Origin of the sequence: Thermoleptolyngbya sp. M55_K2018_002, assembly GCF_015295965.1 — a bacterium.
Lineage (GTDB): Bacteria > Cyanobacteriota > Cyanobacteriia > Elainellales > Elainellaceae > Thermoleptolyngbya > Thermoleptolyngbya sichuanensis.
This window is the reverse complement of sequence record NZ_DVEA01000088.1, coordinates 1-11,785: the sequence shown is the minus strand read 5'-3', so window position 1 is coordinate 11,785 and position 11,785 is coordinate 1. Positions and strand designations below refer to the sequence as shown.

Below are 11,785 nucleotides of genomic sequence, written 5' to 3'. Positions count from 1 at the left end.
CCCCGCCACGGGCCAGGACATGGTGGGCGGATGAAACCCGTAGTCGATCAGTCGCTTGGCAATATCTTCCACGTCTACGCCAGCCGTCTTTTTGAACTGACGCAGGTCGAGGATGCATTCGTGGGCCACCAGCCCGTTTTCGCCCTTATACAGCACGGAGTAATGGCCCTCCAGCCGCTTGGCAATGTAGTTGGCGCTGAGGATGGCGACCTGAGTGGCGCGGGTCAACCCAGCCGTGCCCATCAGGCGGATATAGACCCAGGAAATGGGCAGGATGCTGCTGCTGCCCCAGGGTGCGGCGGAAACCGAACCGACGCTGCTGGAGCCACCCATCGGCACGACGGGATGGCTGGGCAAGAAAGGAACCAGATGCGCCGCTACGCCAATCGGGCCCATGCCGGGGCCGCCGCCGCCGTGGGGAATGCAGAAGGTCTTGTGCAGGTTCAAATGGCATACGTCTGCGCCAAAGTCTGCCGGACGGCACAATCCCACCTGGGCGTTCATGTTGGCTCCGTCCATGTAGACCTGGCCGCCGTAGGCATGAACAATGTCGCAAATTTCCCGAATCGCCGCCTCAAACACCCCGTGGGTAGAGGGATACGTCACCATCAGGGCCGCCAGATCGGCCTGATGCTTCTCCGCCTTTGTTCGCAGATCTGCTACGTCGATGTTACCTTCGCTGTCGCAGGCAACGGGCACCACCTTCATGCCAGACATGACGGCGCTAGCGGGATTGGTGCCGTGGGCTGATTCGGGAATTAGGCAGACATTGCGATGCGCTTCGCCCCGACTCAGGTGATATTGCCGAATCACCAGTAGCCCGGTGTATTCGCCCTGGGACCCGGCGTTTGGCTGGAGTGAGATGCCCGCAAAACCTGTAATTTCCTTGAGCAGGTCCTCAAGCTGCTGGAACAGGACTTGATAGCCCCGGGCCTGATCCAGCGGCACAAAGGGATGAAGCTGGCCAAACTCCGCCCAGGTGACGGGCAGCATTTCGGAGGTGGCGTTCAGCTTCATAGTGCAGGAGCCGAGGGGAATCATCGCCGTGGCTAGGGACAAGTCCTTAAGCTGGAGACGATACATATAGCGGAGGAGTTCGGTTTCGGAGTGGTAGCGGTGGAAGACGGGATGGGTGAGGTAGGGGCTGGTGCGGGCGAGGGGGCTGGGGATCTGAGGGCTTTGCTCCGCAGCGCTGACGTGAGGGGAATTTGGCAGGGAAGGCGTTGTGGAACTGGGGGCGAAGACTTGGAGGAGATCCTGGAGGTCTGCGGGGGTAGTGGTTTCGTCGAGGCTGATGCCGAGGGTGGTGGGGTCGATGCGGCGGAGGTTAATCTGGTGGGCGATCGCCCGCTCCAGCACTTCCTCAGCATCCGGCACCGTCACCCGCAGCGTGTCGAAAAAGGGTTCAGCGCCCAGTTCGTAGCCTTGCGTCTTCAGACCGTCGGCCAGGGCGCAGGTGAGTTGGTGAACGCGAGTGGCGATGCGCTTGAGGCCATCCGGGCCGTGGTAGACGGCATACATGCTGGCAATGATGGCCAGCAGCACTTGGGCAGTGCAGATGTTGCTGGTGGCTTTGTCGCGGCGGATATGCTGCTCGCGGGTTTGCAGGGCGAGACGCAGGGCGGGCTGGCCCGTCGCGTCTTTGGATACGCCGACGAGACGACCCGGAATCTGCCGCTTGAAGGCTTCTTTGGTGGCGAAGTAGGCCGCGTGGGGGCCGCCATAGCCGAGGGGCACGCCAAAGCGCTGGGTGCTGCCGACGGCGATATCTGCGCCAAATTCTCCCGGCGGTTTCAGCAGCGTCAGGCTGAGCAAGTCGGCGGCCACAGTGGCGATCGCCCCTTGTGCGTGGGCCCGCTCAATAAACGCTGTGTAGTCGTAAATCGCGCCGTCCGTCGCCGGATATTGCAGCAGCACGCCAAAGACGGGTGTGGAGAAATCGAACGTGCGGTGGTCGCCCACCAAAACGTCGATGCCCAGCGGCCGGGCGCGGGTCTGCACCACTTCGATCGTTTGCGGGTGGCAGGCTTCCGACACCCAGAAAGTTTTGCTGTTGCCCTTGTGCTGCCCATAGCTAAGGGTCATCGCCTCGGCAGCGGCCGTGCCCTCATCCAGCAGCGAGGCATTGGCGATTTCCAGCCCCGTCAGGTCGATCACCATTGTCTGAAAGTTCAGCAGCGCCTCCAGGCGACCCTGGGCAATTTCGGGCTGGTAGGGCGTGTATTGCGTATACCAGCCGGGGTTTTCCAGAATATTGCGCTGAATGACTGGCGGCGTAATGGTGTTGGCATAGCCCATGCCGATGAAGGAGCGGAAAAGCTGATTTTGAGCGGCGATCGCCCTCAGTTCCTTGAGCAACTCATACTCGCTCTGCCCTGCCCCTAGGTTCAGCGGCCGCTGGAGCCGGATAGCCGTGGGTACGGCCCGGTCGATTAGTTCTTCCAAAGACCCCAAGCCCAGCGTCGCCAGCATGGATTGCACCTCTGCGTCCGACGGCCCAATATGCCGCTGCACAAAGTCATCCGCAGCCGTAAACCCATCGACCCCTGCATTCTCTGCGCGATTCGCGAAGCGATCCCTGCGGAAATCGCCCGATTGCCCGCCATCTGCCTCTGCTCTGTTCTCAATCCCTGTGGACAGAGTTCCGGCGACCTCGCCGTTGGAAATTGAGCCAGCGTTATCCATCGACACTTGAGAATTGGTCAAAGTTTCAGGCGACATAGACAGCAGCAGAGGGTGAGTTTGAGGATAAAAATCGAAGAGAGCTTGGGAAGATAGCCCGGATAAACAGACCGGATAACACAGACCGACAGACCTTACCGATTGATTCAGGAGGATTCAGAAGCGCCGCCTCATGGCTAGACAGTCGATAGATAGTCGCCCAAAGACAGTTGCCTAGAGACAGCCGCCTAAAGACAGTTACCTGGAGACGGCCACCCAAACAGACGAGGCACTGAGGGTATGACGCTGCTACTTATGACGCTGCTACTCCTGAGTTCCCATTTCTCTAAGACGTATTCTAGTAATCTTAAGGGATGTTAAGAAAATCGCCCATCGCTCCGTCGGGTCGCGGCCTGGTTCATCCGGCTTATGGCTCTGGGTCATCCGATCGGATGATGTATTTTTCCTGGACTTGCCGATTAAATCGGTTTGGGTGAGGATGGGAAAAATTCATAGGAATAATTCACAACCGCAAGTCAGGAAAGCCGAACTCTGGCTGGCTCTTTCTAGTCGGCTGATGTCGTATTAATGGCAAGTGAACATGGCAAATAGACGGGCAAATGGTCAATTCCCCCAGGCATGGCTTCGCGAATCGCACTGGATGGGTGTTGGTGCAAAAGCAGGGTTGAGCGTGGGTCTGGTTGCAGGGTTGATGGGTGGGGCGATCGCCGTCCATGCAGTTCCCCAGTCCGACGCGCCCGCAGTAACCCGCACAGCAGCGGCCGCCTCCGACGACATGACCCGTCTGCTGCTGAGCGAACCCCCGGATTTATCGCTGGCGCAACCGGGTGCAATTTTGCCCGATCCGGGCATGATTACCGCAAACACCATCTCTCAGGAAGGACTGACGCTGCCCAGCTTGTGGTGGGCTCGTGACCAGTTTGGCGAACAGCTTTTGGAAACTTGGCTGGTCTATCCTGCCCGCGAAGGCTCGCCCCAGCGAGTGGAGCTAGTCGTCAACCCGCAAGTGTGGAGCATCTATAACTATATGGAGCGCTACACGTTTGTAAACCAATTTGGCGTGTCTGCCAGCACCTATGGCTACAGCACCCGCGTCTTTGACCGCCAGGGTAACCTGCTGGCGGCTTATCTGTGCGATTTTTCGGGTGTGGCATTGGGCCAGGCAGAGGGGCAGCGAGACTGCGACATTATGCTACGTTCCGACGGGATTGCTGGGCTGACGGGTCGGCCAACGCCTGCCGCGGCAACGCCGACCACGCCTGCCGAAATTGGGCAGCGCTAGCGGGCGACAGCGGCAAGAGAAATTCGCTTTTCTGCAAGATGGATGCGGCAGGCAGCCGTAGCTCACGGTTTCGCAAGTCCGCAGGCAAGTCCGACGCATCCAGCGCAAAAATGGGCGATGCGGCGGCCGTTTGCAGCGACAGGCGGGTTGCAGTTTCCGGCTGCCAGCAAAAGTCGATCCACTGGGCCAGCGCAGATTCGGCGATCGCCCCTGGATTGGACTCTGTGGAGGGCGATCGCGCTGGACGCACCCATAAATCGCTAAACAGCATCGTGCCCGACGCGGGAATCACCGCCCCAATGCGCGGGTCGCCTTGCATCACGGGCAGAATGTCAGTCGTCCAGCCTACGGCGGCCCAGGTGTCGTCGATCAGCAGCGGCTGCAAATAATCGGTAGAACTGTAGAACTTGGTCTGGCGATCGAGGGCAGCCAGTTCATCCTGCAAATTGGGAACGTCCGCCAGGTTTGCTTCATTGACCGATCGCCCCAGTTTCTTTAGCACCAGCCCCAGCACCGTGCGCGGGCTATCGGGCAGCGACAGCATTTCGGCTAGCTCTGGCCGCCACAGGTCTGCCCAGTCTCGCGGTTGCCAGCCCAGGGGGTCTAGCTTGTCCCTGCGAAAGGCGATCGCCACGCTGCCCCAGCGGTAGGGCGCACCCCACACCAGACCCGCAGCACTCAGCGCACCCTGGCGATCGCGGGTTACCAAATCCTGCCAGGGCTTGGGCACGCGCTCCCAGCCAGGAATGGACGACACCTCCAGCGGCTGAATCAGCTTTTGCTGAATGGCCTCCGTCAGCCACGCATCACCCAGCGTCACCAGGTCGGCCGTCTGCGGCGACTCCGCCGTTTGCCAGGTTTCCAACTGCTCAACAATGCTGGCAAGCTGGGGGCGCGGCACAAAGCTCAGCGGTAGGGGCTGCCTCAGGACGCTGCGAAATGCCTTCAAGACCTGCGGCGGCACCGAGTCTTCGAGAAACAGCACCCGCAGCCCGTTGTCGCGGCGGCGGCATCCGCCCACCAGGGCCGCAAGCGCTACACTGCTGGAGCCAATGAGGAGCGATCGCCGCTTCATGCTAATCAGGGATGAGAGGATAGAGAGAGGGTTGGACTCAAGGAACCAGTTGTTTCAGGATGTTAGCAGAATGTTAGGCCTCGTCGCTTCTCCACAAGTCAGAGAGCGATCGCCCCTTTTATCGTGTTGAGCAAGGATTGCAGCCCACCGCTGCCAATGTAGCGTTACGAGTAGCGCTCCGATAGCTCTAATTCTTATAAATCTGGCAGAATCTTGCGGGCAATTCTTAGACATCAGGTGGACTGCAAAACGCAAGTCAGATCAATCCTCCCGATTGCGCTGATAGGTAAAATAGAAAGGAGTAGGGAATAAGAAAAGGATGGTCTTAAATTTCGGAGGAATGCCTGCGTCCTCTAAACCGACTGGCGTGCCTTTTACTCATACGTCTCATAAGATTTCCATCCTTCTATTCCCTTGCGTTAGATAGAGGATTGCGTAGACAATTGCGGCCTTTTATTCCGGGAACAAAATGTAAGTTTATTCGTCTTTTGGCAAGACTTTTAAGCTGTCGGTTTTGGTTATTTATATCTTTGAATAGATGCGCCTAACTGATGGTAGCAAGGCTTGGAAGCTAATTTTCGTTTGGCGATCGCGCTCAGACTTGTGACAGTTTAATTAGCGAAACATAGATGGGGCGATCGCTCATTTTCTAGTTCTATAACTAAGATAGTTCAGGCGCTAAAGGATTCTTTCTAAGTCTAAGGAACTTTTAAGACACAGATGAATTCTTTAAACCAGAACCTGCAATTCACCTGCTCTTGATGCCATCAGACTGAGATTGAAAGAGGTGCGAAAGCGCCTTTTTGAGAAATCTTTCATCTCACGTTCTATGGTCGAGCATGAAGCGACTCTGATTCGATTACCTGGTCCGAATTCACCATAAGTGCAGTTTGCATTTATGCCGGATTGTTGCGCTCTCTTGTACGTTTTTGGGATGGAAAAAACTATGAAACTCTCTCTGAAATCGATTGCTACCGTTTCTGCTCTGTCGGCTGTTGCTGCGGTTCCCATGCTGCTCTCTGCCAGCCCTGCTTCGGCCCAAATGGCTGGCAACTACATCGGCGCGGGTATTGCTGCGGGCGTGACCGAAGATGCCGCTGGCGACACCTCCTTCGGGGCAAACGTTCAAGGACGCTTTGACGTGCCTGTAGCGCCTATCTCGGTGCGTGGTGCAGCGCTGATCAGCGATTCTGTGGCGCTCATGCCCCTGGTGACGTATGACATCGGCATTGCTCCTGGCGCTAACCTCTACGTCGGCGGCGGCTACTCTTTCGTGACGGATGAGGGCCGGTCTACCCCGCTGGGCGATCGCAGCGCTCCGGTGGCCACGGTGGGCGTGGAAGCCGCGATTCGTCGCAACATCGTCCTCTACGGTGACGCGAAGGTAGGCTTTGATGCATATCGAAACAGCAATGACGCTGCTGTCAGCCTGCAAGTTGGTGCAGCTTATCGGTTCTAGACTGCTGCATCGGGCACCGCTTGATTTGTAGCGTTGCAGCGACTAAGGCTAGAAACCATGACGCAGTGTGATGTTTAGGTTGAGATCTTAAGGTTGAGATCTAGTTGAGATCTAGCGGGATAGCTAGCAGTATTAGCGAACCGTGTCTGGTTGGGATCTCGCCTGAAGCTGAACTAAATCCTCCGGATATCCCCCCGAATTCCTATCGCACTGGGAAACGGGGGGATTTTCTTAATCATTGACACCCTCTCCGGCTTAAGTGAAGATCAAAAGAGTGTTCGTAAATCTTTGTGAAGGCTTCCCTCATGTCGCTTGAGCTGTTATCGCTAGAGGCCCTGGAAAATCTTGCACATGAGTATGGCTATTGGGTCGTGTTTTTGGGCATCATGCTCGAAAATACAGGCGTGCCGCTGCCAGGGGAGACAATTACGCTGGTAGGCGGGTTTTTGGCAGGCAGCGATGAGCTAAATTACTGGCTGGTCTTGGCCAGCGCAACGGCCGGGGCTGTACTGGGCGACAATTTTGGCTACTGGATTGGATATTTTGGGGGCTGGCCGCTGCTGGTGCGGGCGGGTCGCGTGTTTCGCATTGAGGAATCCAGGCTGCTAGCAGTCCGCACGCAGTTTAGCGAGAATGCCGCCAGAGCCGTGATCTTTGGGCGATTTCTGGCGCTGCTGCGAATTTTTGCCGGGCCCTTAGCAGGCATTGCACAAATGCCCTATCCCCAGTTTTTGCTGTGCAACCTGATCGGGGCGCTGTCCTGGGCTTCGGTGATGGTGACGCTGGCTTTCTTTGTGGGGAAGCTGATTCCCCTGGAGCAATTGGTAACCATCGTGGGGCAGTTTGCGGTGGTGGCGCTGTTGCTGTTTTGTGCGGCGATCGCCCTCCCCATCTGGCTAGAACACCGCGCCAAGCAGGAGCTTGAAGGCTAAGCCCAATCTATTCAGCCAGGTTTTGGATTAGACAAGCCTGGATTAGACAAGTTTGGATCAAACAAGTCTGGATTAGACAAGCCTGAAGCTAGCTTGCAGAGCCGACGCTCTGCCGCGCCCAGGCCGACTGGACTAGCGACATCAGCACATCGGCCGTCAGCGGTTTAACCAGAAACCCATCAAAGCCCGGATTTTCTTCTTGATGTAGCCAACTGGGTGCATGGTGATCGGTCAGCGTGACGATGGTGGTGTGGCGGGCGTTGGCGTTGTTGCGGAGTTGTTTCACCAACACTTCAGACCAGCGGCGATCGCCCCCAACCAAAATCACCAGAGACGGCGGCGATTGGCTGACCCGTAGCATCATCTGCACGGCTGAGTTCGTCACCACAACGGGACAGTGCAACCGAGCAAGCTGAGATTCCAGTCTGCGGAGTTCGTCGGACGGTTTATCCAACACCAAGACATAGCTCTGGTTGAGTTGCAGTTGCATGATTTTCCTCGGATACCCAAGCTTGGGATATCGGGTGTTGTCAAGTAACTATACTCCAGACTATAGTTCACGCAAAATCAGGCTCAAGCTCTTGCCAGCAGGACGATGTAGTGATTAGTTTCTATCAGCGGCCTTCAATTTTTTTTAGGCTTTGACAATAGAAACTTGGCGATAGTTTTCAAGCCTTAACACAGCATTATCAAAAGACTTACAAGTTAACACCGATTTGACTACAGCGTTTTTGGAGCTAGTGAGGCATGAGATGGGACAAAAGTCCTCGCCTGTCTGAGTTAGCACAGGCCTCATATCCCAAGAAAATGCTGTAACGGAGCTTTGAAGGGGATTAGATCAACGTCTGAGAGAGAATTTTGGGCGCTTTTTGTCTTGTTTCAAAGAGAGTTTCCTTGAAGGAAAATAGCAAAAGAAAAATGGTAATGATTCCTTCGCAATATTCTCCAAGAGTTGAATGATTTCTCACCCGTTCTATGGCGTTAGCCCTTTAGACGATTTCTCGCGGACGCAGCCCAGGAGAAATCGTCTAGAACCCAGAGAGCTTATTGCAAGTGCGTATTGCAAGTGCGTATTGCAAGTGCGTAAGTCCCGGCCCGTTTTAATGACAAGCGTGCTTGGGTTCAGAGGGTGGCACGTCCAGCGCTGGGTTGCAATCAAAAAAGCCGACGGGCTTTAGCATAAAGCCAGAGTAGGCGGTGGGCATGACGGGCCAATCTTCAGGGCGGGGAATGTGGTGGTGTCCAAAGTTATACCAAACCACCACGTCGGTATTTTCGAGCGAGCGATTGGCCTGCGTCCATTGGGGCAAGCCCTGGCCGCCGGGGTGCTGGTTGGGATAGTCGCCAGCGGGATAGCGCTCGGCCGGGTCGTAGGGCGTGACCCACAGGTGCTTGCCCATAAAGCCAGCCCGCTTCATGATAGGCGAGTCAGGATGGGCAAAGGGCAGCACGTTTTCTCCGGGCGCAAGCTTGAAGCCGACGGGTTGCCCCAGGCGGTTTGTGACGTTGGGGTTCACCACTTTCCAGTAGCGGGCAGTGAAGGGGTCGATTAGGCGTTGGGCCTGCTGCTCGGTTGCCAGCAGCGTTGAGACGGCATAGAACGCATTACCCATTGGATTTTCGGGGCCCATCGGCTCGGCTTCGGTGTTGACTTCGTAAACAGAGTTGGCCGTGCCATCCAGGTCAAAGTCCAGCCGCATACAGAAAAAGTGCTGATGGTTGGTGGCGTTTAGCTCTGGGGCAACCAGTGTGCCATATTTCGGGGTATTCGCCAGCGCCGCGCAAAGCAAAATGCCCGTTAGCTTGACTTCAAACTGAATGCTGCCGTCCTGATAGAAGTACCAGAAAAAGGCGTATTCGTAGTTGTCTACTGTGGCGATGAAGGAAATGGCCAGACGGCGCGATCGCCGCACTTCCACGCTCTCCCTGCGCCAGTCGGTATGCTTCCAGAGCATTCCAAAGTCTTCTTCGTGCAGGCAGATGGCGTTTTCAATCACCGACACCTCGCCCCGGCTATTGGTCAGCACGCCGTCAAAATAGTAAATCTCGCCCACACAGTCGCAGCCCAGCTTGAGGGAATTGGCCAGCAGTCCCACGCCATGTTCGCCCACGTCAAAGGCGTTTTTGCGATAGTGCTGTGGGCGCGGGTCGCCATAGGGCACAACCATTTCTGCCATCGAAGCGCGATAGAGAATCGGCCGCAGCCGCCCCTGATCTTCGTAGCTAACACAATACAGCACTAGCCCCTCGCGGGGGGTAAAGCCAATGCGAAAGTCCCATTTTTGCCAGCGGATGTGGTGTCCGTTGACCTGGAAGCTGGGCCCTTCGGGCTGAGTAATGTGCAGCGGCTTAATATCTTTGCGAAACTCTGGCATGAAGCGGGCTTCGTATTCCCCCGGCTCTGGCGGCACAGACACCACGCCCAGATCCTCGATGCGGATGAGCGCCATCTTGTTCAAATCCACTACAGGAATTAGCCCATCGATGGGGCGGGCGTAGGCATTGCTGTCGGGTGTGGCGCGGAGATAGCAGATGCAGCGTGAAAAGCGGATGCCCTTTTCGTGTTCAAAGCTAAAGTTGCCCGGTGCCCACGGATCGACCATCACCAGATTTAAGTCAGTGATGCCCCGCTTTGCCAGCGCTGCGTGAAAGTCGGGATGGGCCTTGACCACCGCTTCGCACTCTACCAGTTCGTCGGCCATGATGTTGGGCTGCACCCCCGGCACCTGCCTCCAGGAGGTGACCTGCCCCTGGGTGAGGGAAACGATGGCCTCGTAGGTTTGCCCCGTGGCATTGTCCAGCAAGATAACGGCGACTTCTCGCTCGAAGCGATCGCCCGGTTGATAGGTCTGCACCAACGCCTTGGGCGGTTCATGCAGCGTCACTGAGGGAAACCGAAAACCGTCGCCCACGTTTTTTTGCTGCCGAAGCAGGGAAACGGCCTGGTTGATTTCAGCGGCGGTCAGCGGTTCTAAGGGATGCAATGCCCCTACCTGAGGGTTGAGAGAAGTCGGCGTTTCGCGGGTTGTCGTCATACAGAGTTTGAAAGGGATTGAGAGTTCTAGATAGGGCTTTTCGCCAGAGCAAGCCATTGCTCGATAGCTCTATGGAAAGGACGCGGCGGAAAGGACGCAACGGGATGGCTATGCCCAATCTCTGAAGATAGCGAATCTGATTGAACCTTGTGGTGTGCGTTGTTGCGGAGCAGGGGGAGGTTTTGGGTTGGGGTCAATTCTTGAGCCACACGACCCATACCCTCCAAAATCGCCAATCCAAACTCCAAAATCCCTCCAATGCGGCGGACAAAAATGCAAAAGAGCCAGACTGATGCAGATCAACTGGCTCTTTTCGGAAGGTGAGGAATTGCTGAGTCCGGCTATCGGCTTCGCTTTTCGCGGTCTTGGCGACGGCGATCGCGCCATTCCACAGCCGTCAAATAAATCACCCCGCCCGTCACGCCGACCAGCAGCAGCGCCGCTAGCACCGCTAACACATTCAGCGGGGACAAACTCAGGGCAGATAGATCAAGCGTATCAAGGGTCATTGCAAAAATTGCAAAAATTGTGAATCTGGACGAAAGTCCTAGTCAATCCAGTTGGACCGGTTAGAAACCGTTGCGCCCCCAAACCACCAGCGAGATTGAAAACGTGAATAGAACCAGCAAAGAAACCCATCCCAACGTCAAAATATCCATAGCAAAATCTCAAACACAGCGGGTGCAAATGATTTCAAGCTCCTATTTTACGGCAAAAGGCCAGCATTCCTGAAGCCCCCTGCCAGCCAGGATGCAATCGGAAATTGGGGCGGTAACGGTCTGAACAGCGATTCCCCGTTCTCGATCGTGCTGCGTGATCTAGAAAAATTGGGTATTTCTGCGGAAAAAAAGCCGTCAGATCGGCCGCGTCCTGTGGTTTGATTACAGTAACTCGCAGATTTACAGGGCTTGCGCCTGGGCGGGGTGAGGAGCAGCATGAGCCGACTGGGGCGCTATCGGTCGCGGGTGATGACGCGCCAACGCAAGCATTTAGTCTTATACGTCACGGCGGCGGCGGCGTTTCATGCGGGCGCGGTGACCGCAGGCTGGGTTGCGTGGCAACTGCCGGAGCTGCCCCAGGTCGAGCCGCCCAGCCCTGCCCAGCCAATCGAGTTTGTTTACCTAGATGCTCCTGAAACGGGAGCGGTAGAAGCTGCGCTGCGCCGCGCCCAAGTGTCTCAGAAAGCGACTGGCGAAAAGGTGGACGTTTTACCTACCAATGCGGGCAAGGCTGTGGAGTTTCAGAAGGATGCAGTGACGCTGGCAGGCAGCAAGGGGACTGCGCTGGATGAAGGAACTGCGGCGATCGCCCCCGCGGAAG

At 56.5% G+C, this 11,785-nt stretch carries 10 protein-coding genes; 4 read left to right on the top strand and 6 right to left on the bottom strand.

The features are described from left to right. On the bottom strand, positions 1–2,706 hold a 2,706-nt coding region (gcvP, locus tag IGS51_RS04445), incomplete at its 3' end, for an aminomethyl-transferring glycine dehydrogenase (protein WP_297076434.1). Positions 2,707–3,262: 556 nt separating this feature from the next. On the opposite strand from gcvP, the gene IGS51_RS04440 reads away from it, so the two are divergent. Next, positions 3,263–3,964: a hypothetical protein gene (locus IGS51_RS04440; protein WP_297076432.1), complete on the top strand. Its 702-nt coding sequence runs from the start codon at positions 3,263–3,265 to the stop codon at positions 3,962–3,964. Here the strand turns inward: IGS51_RS04440 and IGS51_RS04435 are convergent. Continuing rightward, the gene (locus IGS51_RS04435) at positions 3,870–5,039 is read right to left on the bottom strand and encodes an extracellular solute-binding protein (RefSeq protein ID WP_297076430.1); all 1,170 of its coding nucleotides are present in this window, start codon (positions 5,037–5,039) and stop codon (positions 3,870–3,872) included. The two genes, IGS51_RS04440 and IGS51_RS04435, sit on opposite strands and share 95 nt — an antisense overlap. Before the next feature lie 946 nt (positions 5,040–5,985). On the opposite strand from IGS51_RS04435, the gene IGS51_RS04430 reads away from it, so the two are divergent. Continuing rightward, positions 5,986–6,498: a hypothetical protein gene (locus IGS51_RS04430; protein ID WP_172358525.1), complete on the top strand. Its 513-nt coding sequence runs from the start codon at positions 5,986–5,988 to the stop codon at positions 6,496–6,498. Positions 6,499–6,803: 305 nt separating this feature from the next. Next, a complete protein-coding gene (locus tag IGS51_RS04425; protein ID WP_277774633.1) occupies positions 6,804–7,430 on the top strand; it encodes a DedA family protein in 627 nt (208 codons plus the stop codon). Positions 7,431–7,518: 88 nt separating this feature from the next. Here IGS51_RS04425 and IGS51_RS04420 read toward each other — a convergent pair whose 3' ends face one another. The 4 genes from IGS51_RS04420 to petN all read right to left on the bottom strand — a co-directional run bounded on the left by IGS51_RS04420 (position 7,519) and on the right by petN (position 11,124). After that, the gene (locus IGS51_RS04420; RefSeq protein WP_068510234.1) at positions 7,519–7,920 is read right to left on the bottom strand and encodes a response regulator; all 402 of its coding nucleotides are present in this window, start codon (positions 7,918–7,920) and stop codon (positions 7,519–7,521) included. Positions 7,921–8,530: 610 nt separating this feature from the next. Next, positions 8,531–10,465 carry a primary-amine oxidase gene (locus IGS51_RS04415; RefSeq protein ID WP_297076423.1) on the bottom strand — a complete coding sequence of 645 codons (1,935 nt, stop codon included), beginning with the start codon at positions 10,463–10,465 and terminating at the stop codon, positions 8,531–8,533. A gap of 341 nt (positions 10,466–10,806) precedes the next feature. Continuing rightward, a complete protein-coding gene (locus IGS51_RS04410; RefSeq protein WP_172358522.1) occupies positions 10,807–10,974 on the bottom strand; it encodes a hypothetical protein in 168 nt (55 codons plus the stop codon). 60 nt (positions 10,975–11,034) lie between these two features. Beyond that, positions 11,035–11,124, bottom strand: a complete 90-nt coding sequence (gene petN / locus IGS51_RS04405) for a cytochrome b6-f complex subunit PetN (RefSeq protein WP_068510235.1) — start codon at positions 11,122–11,124, stop codon at positions 11,035–11,037. A gap of 276 nt (positions 11,125–11,400) precedes the next feature. Here petN and IGS51_RS04400 point away from each other — a divergent pair. Further along, on the top strand, positions 11,401–11,785 hold a 385-nt coding region (locus IGS51_RS04400), incomplete at its 3' end, for a hypothetical protein (RefSeq protein WP_297076416.1).

What these genes read in the sequence shown, in the direction of transcription:
- IGS51_RS04440 (WP_297076432.1), top strand. Translation starts at nt 3,263, where the DNA reads ATGGCAAATAGACGGGCAAATGGTCAATTCCCCCAGGCATGGCTTCGC.
- IGS51_RS04435 (WP_297076430.1), bottom strand. Translation starts at nt 5,039, where the DNA reads ATGAAGCGGCGATCGCTCCTCATTGGCTCCAGCAGTGTAGCGCTTGCG.
- IGS51_RS04430 (WP_172358525.1), top strand. Translation starts at nt 5,986, where the DNA reads ATGAAACTCTCTCTGAAATCGATTGCTACCGTTTCTGCTCTGTCGGCT.
- IGS51_RS04425 (WP_277774633.1), top strand. Translation starts at nt 6,804, where the DNA reads ATGTCGCTTGAGCTGTTATCGCTAGAGGCCCTGGAAAATCTTGCACAT.
- IGS51_RS04420 (WP_068510234.1), bottom strand. Translation starts at nt 7,920, where the DNA reads ATGCAACTGCAACTCAACCAGAGCTATGTCTTGGTGTTGGATAAACCG.
- IGS51_RS04415 (WP_297076423.1), bottom strand. Translation starts at nt 10,465, where the DNA reads ATGACGACAACCCGCGAAACGCCGACTTCTCTCAACCCTCAGGTAGGG.
- IGS51_RS04410 (WP_172358522.1), bottom strand. Translation starts at nt 10,974, where the DNA reads ATGACCCTTGATACGCTTGATCTATCTGCCCTGAGTTTGTCCCCGCTG.
- petN (WP_068510235.1), bottom strand. Translation starts at nt 11,124, where the DNA reads ATGGATATTTTGACGTTGGGATGGGTTTCTTTGCTGGTTCTATTCACG.